We start from the raw sequence: 18,772 nt of genomic DNA, 5'->3' as shown, positions 1-18,772 counted from the left end.
CCAACAATAAAATGACCAACTTCGCCTTCCTCTCCCCCGAATGGTCCATGCTCTTCGACGCGGCGAGCAGGGCGGAGGCATCCGCGAACACCGACCCGCGTGTGTCCTGCTTCTACGCGCGTCGTACACTAGAAATAACAGTCGCATGGCTCTACATGCATGACAAGGCGTTCAAGCTTCCCTACCAGGACAACCTCAGTGCATTGATCCACGAGCCGACGTTCCGTCAAAACGTCGGCGAAGCGCTCTTTACCAAAGCGCGCCTCATCAAGGAACTCGGCAATCACGCTGTTCACGGCGTGAAGAAAATCGCCGTCTCCGATGCGCTCGGCGCCACGCGGGAACTGTTCCATCTTTGCTATTGGCTCGCCCGAACCTACAGCCGCACGACCCGTCCTGACCCGGGCCTCGCGTTCTCGCTGGATCTGATTTCTAAGCCCGCCAGTGCAGCGCCGCCCGCCAAGACGCCGGAACAAATCCAGCGCCTCAACGACGAACTTCACGCGAAGGACAAACGTCTCTCCGACCTGCTCGCCGATAAAACTGCGCTCGACGAAGAACTCCAGAAACTGCGTGAAGAAGTTGCCGCCGCAAAGAAGGCCAACAGCGCGCAGCCGGACACACACGACTACTCGGAAGCGGAAACGCGCCGTGCCTTTATCGACCTGATGCTCAAGGAAAGCGGCTGGACACTAGACCCGGCGAAGGACCACGAAGTCAAAGTCACCGGCATGCCGAACAGCGAAGGCATCGGCTACGTCGACTACGTACTTTGGTCCGACGACGGCAAGCCACTCGCGCTGATCGAAGCCAAGCGTACGACGAAAAGTCCGCTGGAAGGCGAGCAACAGGCAAAGCTCTATGCCGATTGCCTCGAAAAGGAACACGACCAACGTCCGGTCATTTTCCTGTCAAACGGGTACGAGAACTGGATCTGGGATGACCAGTCCTATCCACGCCGCGCGCTGCAAGGCTTCTATAAAAGGTCAGAACTAGAACTCGTCATTCAACGTCGCACAAGTCGCAAGAAGTTGGCGGAAGCGGTCATCGATACAAAGATCGTTGAGCGGTTTTACCAGACGCGCGCCATTCGCCGTGTCGGAGAAACGTTCGAAATCGAGAACCAGCGCAAGGCATTGCTCGTGATGGCGACGGGCACTGGTAAGACGCGTACGGTCATTGCGCTCGCCGACGTGCTGATGCGCAGCAATTGGGCCAAACGCATTCTGTTTCTAGCGGACCGCGTGGCGCTCGTGAATCAGGCGGTCGGCGCGTTCAAAACGCATCTGCCCGATGCGTCGCCGGTCAATCTCGTCACAGAAAAGTACACTGAGGGCCGCGTGTTCGTGTCGACTTACCCGACAATGATGGGACTCATCGACGACGCTCACAACGGCGTGCGACGCTTCGGCGTCGGGCACTTCGATCTCGTCGTCATCGATGAAGCTCATCGCTCGGTGTACCGGAAATATCGAGCGATCTTTGACTATTTCGACTCGATGCTCGTCGGCCTGACGGCCACGCCGAAGGACGAAGTCGACAAGGATACATATAGCCTGTTCGACCTCGAAAAGGGCGTGCCCACCGACGCATACGGTCTCGACGAAGCTGTGGCGAATTCGCATCTTGTTCCACCCGTGCCGATTTCCGTTCCGCTCAAGTTTCAGCGCGAAGGCATTCGTTACGACGATCTCTCCGAGGAAGAGAAAGAGCAATGGGACGCCGTTGAATGGAACGAAGACGGCACGATGCCTGCTGAAGTCGATACAGAGGCTATGAACAAGTGGCTCTTCAACATCGATACAGTCGACAAAGCGCTCGAAGTGCTGATGACAAAGGGGCAGAAAGTGGCGGGCGGCGATCTGCTGGGTAAAACCATTATCTTCGCTAAGAACAACGATCACGCCGAGTTCATCGCCAAACGGTTTGACGATAATTACCCGCAGTACAAGGGGCACTTCGCGCGGATGGTGACGTACAAGACCACGTACGTGCAATCGATCATCGACGACTTTTCGAAGCCTGAGAGGATGCCGCATATTGCGGTTTCGGTCGATATGCTCGATACCGGCATCGACGTGCCGGAGATCGTCAATCTCGTCTTCTTCAAGGCGGTGCGCTCCAAAACAAAGTTCTGGCAGATGGTCGGACGCGGCACGCGTCTGCGCTCCGATCTATTTGGGCCGGGCGAGGACAAGAAGAACTTCTTCATCTTCGATTTCTGCCAGAACCTGGAATTTTTTGGCGCGAGTCAGGATTTTGCCGAAGGCTCAACAACGGAACCGCTCGGGACCAGACTCTTCAAGGCTCGACTGGAAATGATTGGCGCGATTGATCAGCGCTTCAAAGACGAAATAGGCGAACCTGAACCGCCGCCTTACGGAGACCCTATTTCCGAAGGCCAACTGCGTGCGGCAACAGCCGCCCTGCTGCATTCGCAAGTTGCAGCGATGAACGTCGACAACTTCGTCGTTCGGCCGCAGCGCCAGTTCGTCGACAAATTCAGTAAGGCGGAGGCGTGGCAGATTCTCTCGCCAGAAGACTTTCATGAATTGTCGGCGCGTGTGGCGGACTTGCCGACCGAACTGACTGACAGCGACGAAGAAGCCAAGCGTTTCGACATGCTCGTCTTACGTGCCCAACTCGCTATTCTGCAAGCAGGCCTAGGTTTCGTCGGTCTACGCGAGAAGATCCAGCGTATCGCTGGCGAACTGGAGGAACAGATTGCGATTCCTGCAATCAAGACGCAAATCGCACTGATTAGCGCGGTCGCCGGGGACGAATGGTGGGAAGACGTCACAGTGCCGATGCTGGAGATCGCGCGTCGCCGGCTTCGTGCGCTTATCAAGCTTATTCCGAAGGTCAAAAGGAAGATCGTCTATACGGACTTTGAGGACGAACTCGGCGAAATGTCCGAAGTCACGCTTCCTCAAGTGACGGCGGGCCTGAACATGGCTAAGTTCAAGGTAAAAGCGAGAGCATTTCTGCGGGCGCACGAGAATCATCTGGCTCTTCAGCGGCTCCGTCGGAACCAACCGCTAACGGCCGCCGACCTTGAGGAGTTGGAGAGGATGCTGGTCGAAGCGGGCGGTTCCCCAGAGCTCATCAAAGCCGCGACGGATCAGAGTGAGGGCCTAGGTATCTTTATCCGGTCGCTAGTAGGCTTGGAGCGCGAAGTCGCGATGCAGGCGTTTAGCGAGTTCGTTAGTGGAACAACCGCTACGCCCGATCAAATCGAATTCATTAACCTTGTTGTTGAAGAATTGATCCAGAACGGCGTAATGGACCCATCGCGTCTATACGAGACTCCGTTCGTGGATATGTGTCCTTCTGGGCCAGAGACAATCTTTCTCGCGGATCAAGTCGATCAGTTGGTTACGGCGCTGGATTTAATCCGTGCGAGAGCGGCGGCTTAGAGCGCCGCTTCCCTGCACGTAGGTCGCTACCAGCGCGAACAATTTCGGCGACCCTCGTCCTCGCCGAATCCGTCGCGCTTGATGCATACTAATTCGCGTCATAGAACAGCAAATGTTGCGGCGTACCGCCGAAGTAGACGAGAGCTTCACATAGACATTGGGCGAGCGTCGCGGCGTCCCCGCGCGCGGTGAACGTTCCGGTGTCATTTCTTGCCTCTTGTCGGAACGAGGATGCGCTCCGACTGCGAATCATTACTGACTCAAGCCCAGCTTTTCAAAAAGAATTCTGTTGCGACGCTGTGCATTCCGAAGGAGGCGATCATAAGAAATGACTTCAATGTACGCAGGCAAATTTGGTGGTTGAAAATAATATCCTTCGCCGTCGAATGTTTCATGCGCAAAACTTCGCAAGCACCGTCTAAGAGAAGGTGTCAGGTCTGCAATAAAATACCCGACGAAACGCAAATTTTTTCCGTTGATTTGGCGTCCAGTAACGGACGTCACCACCCCTTCCTGTAACTCAAAAAAACGATCAGTAATTTGCCGCAGAGGATCCGAGGTCAAAAAGTCGTCGCGTTTGGGTCGCTTGAATTCGATCACCACCGCCGCGCCCGTCGCGTCATCTGGGTCCGGACCAACAGTAATCGCACGGTCGTAGAAGCACCCGATAATGTCCGGCTCTTTATTTGAGGTGCTACCTAGTCCGGGCACCGACTTCATTTTCTTGTCCGATGCCAAGATGGAATGGAAGCTTAGGCCCTCGTCAATCACCCACAGATTTTGCTGATCGCGAAATATGTCAACGGACGTCTTCCCCATCGGAAAGACGAGATTGTGTAGATCCTGTTCGAGTGCATAGCTTGCATCTCCTGCAAGTTTTTGCAAAGACCTCTCAAGCAAGTCCAAGATGACCCGGCGATGGACGATGTACTTGGCCAACTGCGATTTTCCAAGTTCATTTTCCGTCTCCGTGTAGTCTTCGAGCCTCAAGCGGTACTCTTTCTCCAACCCTTCATCCAGCAATTTCTTAATTTGCGTACCTTCGACGCGGTGTTCGGACTCGATCTCTCGTAATTCACGCCACAGCTCTGCATCGATAGCGCTCTTCCCCCCGCTCAGTCGAACTCGACGAAGAACACGGTCCCGATACTTCGAGTGCGTCAAAATCCTGTATTCGGGCATTTCTCGGACAAGCTCTTGGAGCTGCGCTTCCCGTTTTGCGACTGTCTCCTCAATTTCCTTGCTGAAACGGTCGCGCACTGTCGCACCAATTTTCTCCAAGAGATCGGCTTTGTTGATCAGTTGCTCGTCTTCGAAGTCGCCTTCGTCGCTTTGGAAAATAACATCTGTCCGCGTGAGATCAAGATGTCGATCTAAGTAATCCCCACTCACGAGTACCCTCAGTCCGTAGGGTCTACCCTCCTCGTCGAGGAGGCGTTCGGGCATCTCAGTCGCGATCTTGCCCAATTCTTCGTCCGTAACTGCGCGCCCATTTCCGCAAAGAACGATTCGCGGAACTACATTCGCTCGGTAGCTACGAACGTACGCCAACTCGAAAGCGTGGCCAGAAAAATTGATGGTGTCTCGTGCGGTGCGCGAGCCGATACTTTCCTCATAGACGGACCTCAGATCTACAGTCTTTCCTCGACCGTGTACAAGGATGCGCGGCATTCTGCCAAGTGCAAAGAGAGGTAGGAAATGTTCAATTATTCGCTTGGCGATAATGCCCGGGTCTGCGGAAAGATGTTTTACGTAAACTTCACGTGCTCCGTGCAGGCGGACAATAGTTTTTTGCTTGCCGGAATGCACCTCTTTCGACTCGATCTGAACTTCTTTGGCCGCGTCAAAAGTGAAGCAAATGCGCTCATAGGAGTCGACGGCGGAGGCATATACGCTCTCGATCTTCGCGTCTGAAAATACCTTTAGGAAAGTGAAGCGTCCGAAACCTTTGCCGCCGATATTGAGTTTTCGGCTGCTATAGACCTTTTCAAAAGATGCCAAGTTTTCTTTATGGAAACCAGCCCCGTCGTCGGAGATGATTAATCCCTCTACTGGCCATACCGCTTCTTCATTATGGGGAAGGTCTAGGAGGTCACGGCGTTCGCATACTTCGATCTCTATGTTGCCCTTGCGAGTATCGTCGTTAAATCACTCGTCAATTGCGTGCATGCTGTTTGAGACCGCCTCAAACAAAGGAATCATTGCCCGTTTTGCAGGCAATCCTATCGAGCGGACCAGATTTTCTACATCACTATCCACAATCGCCCCCGCATTTGCCAAACTTTGTCTTATCCCACGGTGGCTTCACCGCGTCCGAACTTTAAGATGTGACCACGCGCAACGCCTTGCGGATTATGCCACTTCGAGTCACCCATCGAGTCGCTATAACTAGCCTTCCCCACAAAGCCGCAATTATCGAGTGACGGCGTCGACACGCGTCGCAGCAGCCTCAGTTCCAGCCGAGGCTGTTGTCGAAACATTGGTCATCTTGGCGTAATGACCAGTCGCCCTCGTTGCACTTCTACCTGAATCCTGTCGCTGATATTGAACCCCGCCTTCGCCAACCACCTCCCAGAAAGCCGAATCCAAGGCGCCGGTGGCAAATCTGGAAAGAATTCGATATGAGCCGGCGCGTACGTTTTCATCGGCCGCGGTCGTCTTTGTGACGAAATGGTCAAGATGCGTTGGGTAACACGCGCAACTGCTTTATGATTGGCGTCAGCCATGATCAACTCCTAGATCTGTAGGGTTGTTTGTGGTCAGCGGGTCGTGTGGGTGGCAGCCCATGCGTCCCGCGCTTCATCTCCTTCCTCGTTCTCCTTTTTGCTTGGCTCAGCCCTTTCGCGTTATCTTCTGCACATCATCGAGCCAACCATTCAGTGATGCTTTATAAGCACAACCTGTCGTGATCGTCGGCTATGTCATTAGGCATCCGATCTATTTTCTCGCATTGTCAGGGGTTGTGCAACAACGTCGAACGCTCGGTGAACGACTAAATTTCGCACACACTCAGTCGCCAAATTTGAGAGGGAGTAGTCCTGACGGGCGTCGTATTAAATCAGGCACGTCGATGCTCGACTGAAGTCGAGCATCGCTCCTTCTTCCCATTGCGCGCGACAGTAAGCCATCACCAGCCGGGCAACAGTTGACACAGGTCGAACGTCAGCGCCGCCGCAGGGACCTCATTGCTTACCCGACGACGAAAGACTCGAAATCAAACTAGCGCCACACGACGTCTTGTGGCCGTCGAGGGCAACGGCTTTTCCGTCGATCAGCACATTTGGATCGCCCTCGATAATCACGCAGTCGTGATGGCCCGACTTCGGACACGTGCAACTGTCACCGACGCAAGCGACCGGACGACCCATCACAACAGATTGATCGCGACCGGTCACCACCTTCCCGCCGTGGCTTGTCGAATCCCCCACCCGGATCACACCGCGCATGTTTTCACCCGTTCGTTCTCAGCGATCAGTTACTTTATGTCGACGCGCTATCCATAGATAACTTACGCGTCGCAAAACTACTATTTAAACGGACTTGCACCGCTGTTCGCCTGCGCCCACGCTGCCTTTGCCGCCGCATCCGGAGGACTAACCATAACGATGCTCACCGTTCCATTTGGCCGCCGATTAATGGTCGCACTAGCCCCACCTTCCTGATAGCTCGAGATCGCACCCAAACCAATCTGAACTAAAGGCGAACTCACGCCGGTATTGCCGATGCGCGCTCCGATGTCGTAACCCTCCTTAACATCGCCAAGGCTCGGCGCAGAAGGGCCCGCTTGCCCCAACGCTTGTGTGAGGGGAATCGCCCACTGCTTATCGCCAGTCGTGTCATAGAAGACCCGTTTGGGTTCCTTCTGGTCAGGCAGCGCGGCAACGGCCTGTTTCCAGCCGGTGGCGAGTGCTTCAGCCTGTGCCGAAGTTTTCAGCGGCTGCCCGTGTTCGTCGGTGAGTTTCACGTCGACCGGTCGATGCAGATAACCAACCAAAGGCGCCTTGTCGAACTGTTCAACTTGCCACGCAGTCCAGCGCACAGGAATGTACGGGGTCGGGGTGAACTGGCCCGGACCCTTGTTGAGGGTCGTTTTCCATAACTCCGGCAATTGGGTTTGCCACCAATCGGCACGAGGCACAATGGCGTTGAAAAAACCGCCATTCGCTTTATCGACTTCTTCTTGAAATCTGCGATCTCGAGCCCAGTAGAAATTCCAGAGCTTGACGACGTCGTACTCGGTATCGTTTTTGTTGACCTCAGGCGTTTGGTCGACGGCGAAAGGCCGGATCAGTTTGTCGACCCGGTCGGACCGGGAAACCAGGACCGCACCGACGCTGTCAGGAAGGGCAGGGATGGCGTGACCGTATGCAGGTGCCCCGCCGCTGCCGGGTGCCTTTAGCAGTGACCTCACTGTGGAGCCATCCCGACTGTAGACCAGCGCGGCAGGCACATCGGGATGCGCATCAAAAAACGCGAAGAGCTTTTCGATCATGTCGGCGCCGTCGCCGGTGTTGGCATCCTCTTGCCAGAGAAACAGGGTCACGCCAAGGCTCGCCTGTGTACGGCCGTCGGCGATGATCGTCGCTGCGCGGAATTGATTCTTTGGATCCTTAGGTGGCTCCCAGACGATGACTGGAACCGGCCATCGTTCAACCGCATGGCGAGCGGCGAGGCCGAACGCCGTGCCGGTTGTCACATTGAGATTGGTTGCTCGGTCGCCGTCACTGTCTGGGTAGTCTTCGGGGTTGGTAGAGAAATAGGTTGCGTGGTTGTCCGCTTTGGCATCGATCCCGCGCGTAATCTCCGCGTTCGTATCCCATCCGGTCACAACACCAACTCCTCGAACCTCGAGTACGAACTTCTGCCCCGTTTGCGAGAGTAACGCGGGAGAACCGTTGAACCCGTGTGTCACCAACGCAGGAGCATCTTTTCTCGCGGGCGTCTCAGCGGCAATGGCAGATGTGCCCGAAGGACGATGAAGCCAGGCGAAGCTCGCTCCATACACGATTGCTGCAACGCCCAGTGCGATCAACACGCCGTTTCGAATACTGCTGCCCATATGCGGCATCTCCTGACCAGTCGTCTGCCAATATTTGTAGTGCCCTGTCATCACGTACGCGGTCCAGATGACCGCGACCAGTGCAAGCGCGCAAGCATAAGGCCAAATGCGAGGTCTCATCAAAGTTGACCCCAGTTCTTGGCTACTTGATCCTGCATGAATCGCTGTTCCTGCGCCCACTGTTCTTGTTGAGCGGCCTGCTGCGCGGCCGACTCTTTTGGAGTCAGTTCGCTGGTAACTAACGACGGAGGATACGTAGAAACCTTGTCTTCCGGGAACATCCCTGTTTGGTAATACTTCGCGCAGGCTTCAACTAGCTGCCTCGTTTCGTTTGGCAGTCGGCTGTAATTTTTGTTCGCTTGAAGTCTCGACAGTGCGGTGCTATCCAATTTCCAGTCGGCAATACCAATCAGCAGGTCGCGCCACACTGGATCGTCCAGCATAACGGCTTGTCCGATGGCGACATCCATTGCAGTCACCCAGCGGTGATTCTCTGCGCTATGTAATACGCCGGAGTGGTAGTTGTTCGCATCATAAGCATTGCTGTCTTTTGCCATCCGTGCGCGTGCCTCTTCGGGAGTCTCCTCGCGCAGCACAGCGAACCCGCCGATTCCGCCGACTTTCCAGTTCTGCGATTGCTGGTCCGGCGACTTGCCGGAATTGAACTGCGCTTTAAGCTTTTCAAGATCCAGCTCGGGGACCATTGAGTGTTCAACCGTTACCCAACGCAAGCTTGCATACTGGTTGCCCAATGCAACATTCTTCGTCACATCGTCCGGTGAAAAGACGCCGGGCACATCGGCATATCCTGGTTTCGGGCCGCCCCGCACGACTTCACCACCATATAGATCAGGCTCACATGGTGGTTTGAGTTCTTCACCGTTGATGAACCGGATGTCATTCCGCTCGAACTTGGCTTGCAGTGCAACATTCTGGGCTTGCGATGCCGCGCTCCCCCCGATCTGGGAAAAAAATCCGCTCGCCGGCGAGCCGATATCAGGTCCTGGCGACAGTCGCTCAAATTGCTCGCGTACAGGCACGCGCGCAGGCTTAGTGCCGACCAGTACCTTCTTGTAGTTACCGTCGCCGTTGTGATCACGCTCCATGCGCGTCCACATCCGCTGGAAGAACCGCTTAGGCGACAAGGCTGTCATCGCCGGCATCGTCTTCTTTTTGGGATTGGCCTTGAGCGCCGCGCCATCTGCCGGCACTTCGTCAGGCACGCCGAACGTGCCGATACCATGCACCGACTTAAGCCCGACGACCGTATCTTCAGGACAGAAATACAGATAGACCTTGCCGCGATTGTCCCGCTCGTCGAACGTGATCCAGTTCTTACCGCTCTTGTCCAGACGCTTCCCTTTGGTTTTTGTCCAACCCGGTCCCGCCCGACCACCATGCCTGTCATGCTCGATTAGCATGTCGGCTAGATCCGGAACGGTGTAAGGTTTTTGCGCGACTTCGTTGACGATATCAATCAGCGTCTTGAGCTTCGCATGGCCGGTCTGACTTGAATCCGCCGTCTCGTAAAGACCGTACGGCGTATCCACCATGATGATGGTGTCAACGCAGCGATGACCTTTCTCTTTCAGAATTGCTTGCGCAAGCAGGGTCAGTATCGTGCCCTGGCTGTGTCCCATGATGGTAATCGTTTCGTGTTCAGGCAGCATGCCTTGGGCCGCGGCAAGATCCTTTGCCTTGATCGCGCGAATCGTGAAGATCAGATTGGCAAGCCGCGTCGCAGCCAATACGAAGTAGGTGCGATCGGGCGCGTTGGCGGCATACAGATAATTGCCCGCGATATTTGACCAGGTCACAAACTGTGCGTCCTTTCCAGCAACGAACCCTCTACCGTACATGTCCGGGATATTGTTCGTCGCGTTCGCAAAGAACCCGCCTGCCTTGGCGAAGTGTTTGTCGAGCCGGTTGCCCTGAAGGTCCTGGTACTGGGCGCGCGTCATGAGATTGCCGTTAGGGTCTGCCGCGCGACTTTTCACCTTTCCCGGATTGATCAATTTCGCAATATTGCTGTCGTCCGCTCTGTAACCCCAGTAGAACGGAATCAATACGCTGTTGGTGGTTTTGTCCGCTGTTCGTTGATACAGATACGTGTCCGGATCGCCGAGAATGCTCTCATCATTGATGCGAACATCGGCCTTTGGTTTTTTCGCGAGCGCCTGGTATTTCGCACCGTACAGACCCGACTTCAGATCGTCTCTAGACAGCCGATCATTGAGCCCGTGGCAGAGCCCTTCCTCGACGAACGAGTAGACGGCCCCTGGATCGTTGACGCCGTGAAGGAAGATCACAATGCCCGGCAGATCGCGTGGCATTGCGACAGGCCTGTCGTTTGCGCGGCTAGCGTGCGTGACCGCCGCCCCTTGGCCGATCACGTGGTAATCATCGTTGGCATTCGCCATTCCGTTCTCCAGTTGCTCTTTAGAGGGCGGGCTTAAGGATATCGACCTTGAGAATACGCATAGCGTCGTCCTGCACGAGGTCTGTTAGACCGTTCGCATCGGTCTTGCCTTCGATCACTCGACCATCGTCGAGCGTCATGCGATACGGCTGCTGCGCAGCAACTGCGGGCGACGATTCGGTGTGCCCGGGATAGTGCAACTTGAAGCGCTGATCGGTGGGCGCATTGTTGAACGCGGTCTTGGTGGCTGTCTGCGTCGACGGACCGCCCCATTGATGCGAGGCCGATAGAATTTTCACGTCACCGTTCGTTCCCAACGTAACGCCGCCGCCGATCTTCACGTAGCTGCCGTCCTCGGCAACGAGGCGAATTGTGGGCGCAGTGACCAGCACTTCATTTTCGTTCGTGCTGATTCTCACACCCTTCTGCGCATTGGCCGTCAAGGCATCGGCCTGGGCCTGGAGCAAAAGCGGACCCTCGCCGGCGATCGCTTGTACTCCAGTTCCGCGGGCGAACAATTGCATGCCTTGGCCGGCCGTGGCGTTAAACCGCTGGCCGCTCATAAGCTGCAGATGTTGCTGGGCGACCTGGTCCACGTTTTCGCCTGCGTAAGTAACGTGGGTTTTGGGCGTGATATTGACGGAGCCAGCCTGCGCGCCGAACGCCATGAGCGCCTGCGAACTACCTGTCGATGACTGTGTGCTGTCGGTCGAATTCCATGACTTGAACGCCGACACAATTTCGTTTTGACCCGCTGTGTCTGCTGCCTGACCACCGTGCTGGCCGGCATAGTCGCCTAGCGACTTGAACAGCTCGGTACACTCTGCAAGCAACTGGATCAGTTCATCGCGATCGAGTTGGTGTCCACTTGCTTGAGAACGAGCATAGGTTGTCAGAAGGACGCCTTGGGCAGCGCGCAACGCGGCCGCTGCGTCCGTTCTCAACTCTGCGCCCTCTCCACGCGCATCACCGTTTCCATCCGTGCGTGGCTGGGTCAAGTAGCCTAGATTGAGTTGAGTGAAAGCGTGTTCGCTTGCCAGCTGGCTACTGATCTGGCCGGCTGTGTCGTCGAACCGGAGTTGGTTATATCGCTGTCCTTTGATTTCTTTCGTCTTTCGACCCGACACATAGCGATTGCCGGGCAGTGCGCCGGTGTGGCTGAAGGTCGCTGGCGTGTTGGAGCCGTTTGACAGGACCCCGATCACCACGAGCCGGTCCGGATCACCGTCTATATGGTCCAGCAACACCTCCATACCGATGCGAGGTACCGTGTTCTCGCCAAAGTTCGCGCCGGCCAGCGCAGATACGACCCGCACCGGCGCGCTGTCGGTCTCATTGCCATTTGTGCCGGCGCCCTGCGCATGTGTATGGTCTTCAGAATTGAGGCCTTGGATTTGCACGCGAATACGCCCCGACTCATCGCAGAACACTTCCTCATCCTTCGGTCCAACGACCGTGGCGGTTATGGGGTGCACTACTGGCAGGTCAATGCGTGAGTCGTACGCGGGTGTAAGCGCCACGCCACGGCGAACGCATGTGAATCCGTTTTCATAGCGCGTATCGGAGTTACTTACGCTGCCAGAATTCCCGGACGCGGCGGGCGTTCCAAAGACGCTGCTACTCGCGTTCAGCAGCGCTTGCGCTCGTTCGTTAAATTCCTTTGGTAGATTGTTTTCTGCTTGGTGGCGCAATGACGTGACAATGAACTGGCGCTGTTCCGCGGGCCGTAAATCGACAGCCGGGTGGCCAGTGAGCGTAAACCAGTGGCCCACAGCGAGATCGCGCACTGTGCCTGCGCCGTGCACGGATTGCGCTCGCAACTCGTGAGCTAGCATTCGGTCCTTTCCGATCCGGTCGTAGTCGGCCCACGAGTCCCCGGCATGCGGTGAATCAGTCGCCGAATCCGACAGCAAACGAGCAAGGTCGTTGCCAGCTTTTCCTTGATCGACAATCGTCACCTGATCTGTCTGCGACATTGCCGCGACCTTGTAGTCCCAAGACGAGCGCCGTATCGCGCCAGCTATCAGCGTTTGTGACTCTGCCCAAAGTTGGACCGTGTCGCGCTCCTCCGTGCCTGCGTCCCGGTGATAGCGAACCGTACCTGCTGTCGTCTGCGGCAGCTTCATTGGATCGTCGAAGAATACGAGCGTATGGACAGGGCTATCGCCGGCGTTGTCGCTGTTGGAGGCGCGCCCGGCCCTGACGAAGACATTCGCACCATCGCGCCGCAGAAGGCGACGGATGAAGGCGGCGTCCGATTCGTTAACCTGGCGAGTGAGTTCACGGGTCGGGTAGCGTGAGCGTGTCAATCCCGACAGGTCAAACTCGAAGGCGCTAGCGAGCGCAGGACTGCGCTGTGTCCATTCGCGCATCAGCACATCTAGAATGTCGGGCAAACTTTTCCCGCGGAACATTCGTGAATTGACGCGACGTTCCATCACCGATAATGCATCGCTGATCGTCAGTTGATAGCAGGCAAGAGAACCGTCCGATTGCCCGGCGGAACACGCCGTTACGATAGCGCTAATGGCGTGTAGCTTCCCGACGTCCGTCACGAACTGCACTGTGACGGGCAAACCCAGAAACGCGTTGCCGGGCAAGTCCGCTCTGGAAGACAGACAGGTTAGGTGGCCCTCAATTCCGGTCATGAGCCCTTCCGCGATCTCAAGACGCTGAACTAGCAACGCCTGTTCGAGTGAAGCCTGCGTCTTTCCCCAATGCAGACGCACCGGGCGTCGTTCTTGATCGAGCGTCCCGGACAGGGCCTCTCTAAATAACTGGACATCACTCACGGAAGACAACCCCCAAATCTCGCTTTTCTCGTGAAAGGCGGGTAATTGTAGATCAACTCAAATTTAACAAATTGACGCAGTGAAAATCTAAAACGAAAAATGAGGATCGCGGTTCAAATTTCACCAATCTGTGGGGCGTATTTTAGATAAGTTTTGACGGGTTATGAATAAAATTGTAATTCCGCTAATTTGACCTAATTCGCATATCCGCCGAATTAGTGTTAGTGTCGGTGACTTACCCGTTCAGTGGCGGCACGGTTATGCATTCAGTTTGCCCGGACTGTGCTGGTGGCATATATGTCGTCACTGCGCTATCCACAGACCTGCTCCGCGCCTTCGCCTCCCCGTCCCTGACGCAAAGCAACCGCGCCTTCCGCCTGCATTGGGGCTCGGCCCAGTCGAGCCTCGAGCAGGTGCTGATCGCGCATCGCGTCGACATCAGCGAGGGCCTGTGCTTGAATGAGCGGGCGCAGGCGTTGTTTCATGCAAATCGGTGGGGCGTGCTGCGGCTTTCGGTTCCCACGTCGTCTTCATCGAAGGGTGGGTTGGGACGGTCGGCAGCGCGAACCTTAACCAGCGGAGCATGGCGTCCGACAGTGAAATCAACATTGGCGTAACGGGTCAGGCCTACGCGGCGCCACTACGCCAGAAGATATTCAGCCTGCAATCGGGCGGCGATGTCCAAGGAGGCGGAAATGCAGGCGAATGGTCGGATGCATTCACGGACTGGAAAACGCTGATGGCGAAGAATCGAGATACCCAGATGGCGGGGACCAAAAAAATGAAAGGATTTCTGTTGCCCTTCGAAGATCATCGAGCTACTACGACTCTCCATGCGTCGATTAGCGTTCCGTCCGCTACGACGGCAGAACTGGCTTGATACGAATGAAACTATGACGAAATTTTTCTCTTTTTTAATGCGCGTCCTCGTTGTCACGGCGTGCCTGCCACTCGCAAACGCCCCAGCAAACCCGCTCACCATTCTCACAAGCAAAACGAGCACCGCCATGTCAGATCTTCCGCGAAATGAAAAACTGCCCCTCTTCGATCCGCACAGGAAGACGTTCGCATGTGTTTATCAGGCTCAACATGTGCCGCCAATTGATTCGCAAGCCGAGTTATGGTTTCAGCAGGCCTTAGCGCTGGATAACCCGGATGTCTACTATAAAAACCGTGACTACCCAAAGATTTATCAGCTCTACTTGCAGGCCGCTGAACGCAATCATTGGAAAGCGATGCTCAACCTCGCATCGCTGATAGTGTCCAAGTCGCCCGGAGTGCCTGAGCATGACCCGGAGGTGGCGATCCGCTGGGTCGAAAAAGCTATGCAACTTGGCGTACCGGACGCGTATGACGTGATGGGAACCTATCACCAGAACGGAATGATCAAAGGTGGCGACGCCACCAGCGCATATGCATTCTTTCAACGCGCATCGGACATGGGAAGTCCGGCAGCAATGACTTATCTCGGCTACAAAATGGCCGCTACATACGATGATCCTGCCGAGGGCTTCTGGGGAAATCTTCCTGTCGCAACTCAAATGTTGGAATGTGCACTCGCACAAGGTTACGGCGACGCCGCAGCGAAGCTTGGTCTTATCTACGCTCGCCCGGGCACTGCGGAAGCCAAGCAGCGCGCGTTAAAGATCATGCATGAAGGTGTAAAGCTAGGCAGTGCAGAGTGCGCAAATTCACTGAGCTCTGAATATCGGGGTCTTGGCCTTACTGATGGTACCAATCTGGTTGGTCACATCGATAAGGCGCGCGCCCAGCGATATAGCAAGATCGGGGATATGTTAGGTCTTTATCAAGGGCGCCTGAAGCTGCCCAATCTCGATAAGGTTCTTCCGCCGCCGCCTGCGCCGCTGCCCCGTTGGGACGGCGACACTCAGATGCTCATCGACGGCGCAAAGGCCGTGACCCAACCACCCAAGTCGCAACAGGGCGCGGTTTTGCAAGGGCGAGAATTCGTACCGAAAGGCTATTCGGTGCCGTCGCTCAAGCAAAGTTCGCTCGCGGTAACGGGAGATCAGCTTGTGCCGCGCGATGGTTACTGGCTAGCGCTCTTTGGCCCGGGATCTGCACCAAAGGACCAATTGATGAACGCGCGGAGCAGCTCGCCAGAAAGGTACCAAGCTGGCGAACGTTTCGAGCCTTCCGCATTCTCTTGGCTCGGCGTAGATCAGGTGCAGTGGCATTACCTCGGCGAGGCGTTCCTCGCCCCGCCGCAACGGGAGGACTTTCTAAGGCATACCGTGGAAGCGGGGTTGCTGCGTGAAATTGCAGAGCCAGAATTGGTGCTTCAATGTAACGGCTCACAATCTTGTACGAAGACTGGGATTTGGGAAGCTCGAGTTGCGGCGGATCATCCGCTCGCTACGCTTCATAACCGATGGGATCAGCAAGCGTTTGTTGAAAAAGGTCAGGATTTCCCGCATCCGCGCGACCGGTTCCTGGGCATCGGCACCGACGAATTGCGCTGGACATATCAAGGTAGCCCGAATGCCGATTCAGGCACTCCGGGCGTACGGGAAATTACTCTTTAGTGATGGGAACAGGTGTCGGAATTGCTCTATGCAGTTGCTCGACGCTGGTTTGCGGAGAACAAAGTGGTCAAGCAAGTTATCGTGGTCGGCGACAGCGTTGCCCCACACGGCGGAACAGTGATAACGGGCTCAAATGCCGATACTGTGGACGGCAAGCCTATCGCGCGTAAGAATGATCTGGTCGATTGCAAGGAGCACGGCAAGCAGACGATCAGCGAAGGCGATGACACCAATATGGTCAGTGATCAGCCGGTAGCCTTGCACGGACATCGCGTTGCCTGTGGCTGCACGCTGGTGAGTCGTGGAACAACTTTGTCTGTGTCGTAGGTCAGTGCAGGATTGTCCGTATCAGATCGCGCAGCCCTTATTCAGTTCAGGCGTTCGGCTGCGCGGTACGGTTTGTTACTGTTTCATCAAAGTAACTGCTAATTTGTCGAGGGTCTGCATGATGTAATCGACTACCGTTCTCGCGCGCTAATTCAGGTTCATCAATCAATCGGCAAACATCCCTTCCGTCAGTTTCACCGGCTCGCCATTGACAGAAAACTTGTACTGCATGACGTTCTTGTTCTCCAGCGTGGAAAAGGAGATTGCCGCGCCGCTAGTCGAAAACTATCAATCAGCCTGCTAAGCCAGCGAACTGGAAAGCGATACAGACGGTGGCGGACGCGAATCAGAAGTTATATGAAGCGGCATTTGCCTTTATCCCTCGCAATCGAGCGTTGTCTGATTCGCCGGACGAGCAAGGCGATTTCGCGTCTATATGGCCAACATGGGATCCGGAGAGGAAGTCGACCGATGGGAAGATGCCTTTCGACGACGCCTTCTGGACGAAGCCGCAACACGAGGGAGCCGCAGCCAATCTGGCCCAACTGAAGGGATTCATTGTTTCCCTGCCTATCGAGTGGACGAGGGGCGAGAACAACAACTTGGGTTTTGCCACTTCGCTTGTTGCGGAGAATTATCAGGTGCCGAAGCCGACTGACGCTTATGAACAGGATGCGTCGGCTGCCGATGCGAGCAAGGGCGGAGAACTTAGCTGATGAGACAGTTTAGAAGTCGGTGGAATTCGATCGCATTCGCGTCGTTGGTGTGTGCGATGCAATCTGTGTCGTCTCGTGCCATGGCGGAAGCACGCCAGGAATGCGTCGGCCGCTACGAATTGACGATGCCTGACGATGCCGATGTCGCTTTGACCATTCCCACCGCGTTCTCCAAGCCGCAGGAAAATCCAATTCGGTTTTCCAACGATCAGCCAGCTGTGCACTCCGTTTTTATTTATAACGGTACCTTCCGGATAACCGGATCGATGTCGCATGCTGAGTTCGGTTCGATCCTGGGTGGGATCAAAACGCGGGTGTCTTCAAGCTCAGTGTCGACCGATGAGAACGGTCGGTTTGAGGTGGTGCCGGTGGGACGGCCGGACGCATTTGCCTGGGCCGGTCAACGTGCGGCCGGGTTCTACATTTATGAGAATCGGCGGGCGATCAGCTTTCGCGAGTCATCGTCGGAACCATCTGTGGCGAAGCAACGTACTGAAGCGGTTCTAAAGGGTCTTTCCGCCCGCAATGCCTACGAAATTCCTAAAGGCGACGGTGTATGTCTGCCGGGCATGTTCGTTGCCGATAACGGGAAAGACTCGGCGCGTCAAGTGGGCGTAACGTTTCGCTTGAAAAATCACCCCGACGTCACGATTTTTTTTCTCGATGAGAAAGCGTTGGCAGTTGACCCCAAGCTTACGTCTAAACAGAAGAGTGAGTTCGTATGGGGTTATGAATACGGAATTGGCAAGCGGATCAAGCTTGTTGGAGAGGCGCCTTACCGGACTGTCAAGCTCGATGGCCGGGAGGGTGTCGAGACTTCGGCGATCATCACGCGCGACGACGACTCGACGGATTATGGATATCTAGCTACGGTGCAAGGGGATTCCAGTGCACCGACTGATATGCCTAATCTGCTTGTTCTGGTCGAGAGAAACGCAAAGTATGCAAAGGGGAATGCGCCTGTGTCGACAGAGGAGCTTGATCTGATGGCGAAGGGGATTGCGGCTTCGGTAAGGCGGCGGCCGGCTCAGTAATGGGGAGCCGGTGCATACAGTCATGGTGGTGGCAGGGTGCATCGGACTGACGTTAGCGAGACATCGAGTGCCGTAATTAGCTTATCGGGCTTCGCTGATTTCGATACTACATTTTTACAGAGTGAAAAACATTCAGCTTCGGCTATGTACACCACATGAATGGCGGACGCTCCTCGGCTGGAGACCCGCCTGATCCAGAAATAGGTACGACGCCCCCTTAGCGCTGCCGCATTGGAGTTAGAGCGCGCAGCGACCGGGTCATCGCACCGAGAAAGGGAAGATTCAGTTGGATGCAGCTATGATGCTGCCGCCGTGCGCTGCTTTGCGGGGGACTTACGAATCCGGCGAAATGTGAGGCGACGCACGTCATTAATGCCGATATGGATCGCGGAGCAGGCCTTGGAAAATAATTCCGATTTAACAATTGCTTTTGAATATACGATTGCGGCAAACGTCTGATCTT

12 protein-coding genes are annotated in these 18,772 nt (G+C 55.5%); 6 read left to right on the top strand and 6 right to left on the bottom strand.

All coding sequences use genetic code 11. The features are described from left to right. Positions 1–11: 11 nt before the first annotated feature. The gene (locus tag ACFSNN_RS25825) at positions 12–3,416 is read left to right on the top strand and encodes a DEAD/DEAH box helicase family protein (RefSeq protein ID WP_134457436.1); all 3,405 of its coding nucleotides are present in this window, start codon (positions 12–14) and stop codon (positions 3,414–3,416) included. Positions 3,417–3,668: 252 nt separating this feature from the next. Here ACFSNN_RS25825 and ACFSNN_RS25820 read toward each other — a convergent pair whose 3' ends face one another. The 6 genes from ACFSNN_RS25820 to ACFSNN_RS25795 all read right to left on the bottom strand — a co-directional run bounded on the left by ACFSNN_RS25820 (position 3,669) and on the right by ACFSNN_RS25795 (position 13,695). After that, on the bottom strand, positions 3,669–5,417 hold the full coding sequence (locus ACFSNN_RS25820) for an ATP-binding protein (RefSeq protein ID WP_377688766.1): 1,749 nt from the start codon (positions 5,415–5,417) through the stop codon (positions 3,669–3,671). A 482-nt stretch (positions 5,418–5,899) separates the two neighbouring features. After that, the gene (locus ACFSNN_RS25815; protein WP_377747397.1) at positions 5,900–6,061 is read right to left on the bottom strand and encodes a SymE family type I addiction module toxin; all 162 of its coding nucleotides are present in this window, start codon (positions 6,059–6,061) and stop codon (positions 5,900–5,902) included. Positions 6,062–6,598: 537 nt separating this feature from the next. Then, entirely contained in the window at positions 6,599–6,862 is a 264-nt protein-coding gene (locus tag ACFSNN_RS25810) for a PAAR domain-containing protein (RefSeq protein WP_134457432.1), read from the bottom strand. 80 nt (positions 6,863–6,942) lie between these two features. Further along, the gene (locus ACFSNN_RS25805; RefSeq protein ID WP_134457431.1) at positions 6,943–8,595 is read right to left on the bottom strand and encodes a type VI lipase adapter Tla3 domain-containing protein; all 1,653 of its coding nucleotides are present in this window, start codon (positions 8,593–8,595) and stop codon (positions 6,943–6,945) included. Further along, positions 8,595–10,895 (bottom strand): T6SS effector phospholipase Tle3 domain-containing protein, encoded by a 2,301-nt coding sequence (locus ACFSNN_RS25800; RefSeq protein ID WP_377688767.1) that lies wholly within the window; start codon positions 10,893–10,895, stop codon positions 8,595–8,597. The genes ACFSNN_RS25805 and ACFSNN_RS25800 overlap by 1 nt, the downstream gene beginning before the upstream one ends. A gap of 19 nt (positions 10,896–10,914) precedes the next feature. Next, positions 10,915–13,695: a type VI secretion system Vgr family protein gene (locus ACFSNN_RS25795; RefSeq protein WP_134457430.1), complete on the bottom strand. Its 2,781-nt coding sequence runs from the start codon at positions 13,693–13,695 to the stop codon at positions 10,915–10,917. 574 nt (positions 13,696–14,269) lie between these two features. Here ACFSNN_RS25795 and ACFSNN_RS25790 point away from each other — a divergent pair. The 5 genes from ACFSNN_RS25790 to ACFSNN_RS25770 all read left to right on the top strand — a co-directional run bounded on the left by ACFSNN_RS25790 (position 14,270) and on the right by ACFSNN_RS25770 (position 18,309). Beyond that, a complete protein-coding gene (locus tag ACFSNN_RS25790) occupies positions 14,270–14,566 on the top strand; it encodes a hypothetical protein (RefSeq protein ID WP_134457429.1) in 297 nt (98 codons plus the stop codon). A gap of 127 nt (positions 14,567–14,693) precedes the next feature. Then, positions 14,694–16,232, top strand: coding sequence for a tetratricopeptide repeat protein (locus ACFSNN_RS25785; RefSeq protein WP_134459062.1), 1,539 nt, complete (start codon positions 14,694–14,696; stop codon positions 16,230–16,232). Between the two features lie 12 nt (positions 16,233–16,244). Further along, a complete protein-coding gene (locus ACFSNN_RS25780) occupies positions 16,245–16,559 on the top strand; it encodes a PAAR domain-containing protein (RefSeq protein ID WP_377688768.1) in 315 nt (104 codons plus the stop codon). 479 nt (positions 16,560–17,038) lie between these two features. Continuing rightward, the gene (locus ACFSNN_RS25775; protein ID WP_377779199.1) at positions 17,039–17,275 is read left to right on the top strand and encodes a hypothetical protein; all 237 of its coding nucleotides are present in this window, start codon (positions 17,039–17,041) and stop codon (positions 17,273–17,275) included. Positions 17,276–17,331: 56 nt separating this feature from the next. Next, complete coding sequence (locus ACFSNN_RS25770; RefSeq protein ID WP_134457427.1) at positions 17,332–18,309, top strand: T6SS immunity protein Tli4 family protein; 978 nt, start codon at positions 17,332–17,334, stop codon at positions 18,307–18,309. Positions 18,310–18,772 lie beyond the last annotated feature (463 nt).

It is taken from the genome of Paraburkholderia dipogonis (assembly GCF_042680985.1).
GTDB classification, from domain to species: domain Bacteria; phylum Pseudomonadota; class Gammaproteobacteria; order Burkholderiales; family Burkholderiaceae; genus Paraburkholderia; species Paraburkholderia phytofirmans.
This window is presented reverse-complemented; position numbering and strand designations above follow the sequence as displayed.

Coding starts and splice junctions, on each gene's coding strand:
- ACFSNN_RS25785 (WP_134459062.1), top strand. CDS start 14,694: ATGTCAGATCTTCCGCGAAATGAAAAACTGCCCCTCTTCGATCCGCAC.
- ACFSNN_RS25805 (WP_134457431.1), bottom strand. CDS start 8,595: ATGAGACCTCGCATTTGGCCTTATGCTTGCGCGCTTGCACTGGTCGCG.
- ACFSNN_RS25800 (WP_377688767.1), bottom strand. CDS start 10,895: ATGGCGAATGCCAACGATGATTACCACGTGATCGGCCAAGGGGCGGCG.
- ACFSNN_RS25810 (WP_134457432.1), bottom strand. CDS start 6,862: ATGCGCGGTGTGATCCGGGTGGGGGATTCGACAAGCCACGGCGGGAAG.
- ACFSNN_RS25790 (WP_134457429.1), top strand. CDS start 14,270: ATGGCGTCCGACAGTGAAATCAACATTGGCGTAACGGGTCAGGCCTAC.
- ACFSNN_RS25770 (WP_134457427.1), top strand. CDS start 17,332: ATGCAATCTGTGTCGTCTCGTGCCATGGCGGAAGCACGCCAGGAATGC.
- ACFSNN_RS25825 (WP_134457436.1), top strand. CDS start 12: ATGACCAACTTCGCCTTCCTCTCCCCCGAATGGTCCATGCTCTTCGAC.
- ACFSNN_RS25775 (WP_377779199.1), top strand. CDS start 17,039: ATGCCTTTCGACGACGCCTTCTGGACGAAGCCGCAACACGAGGGAGCC.
- ACFSNN_RS25815 (WP_377747397.1), bottom strand. CDS start 6,061: ATGAAAACGTACGCGCCGGCTCATATCGAATTCTTTCCAGATTTGCCA.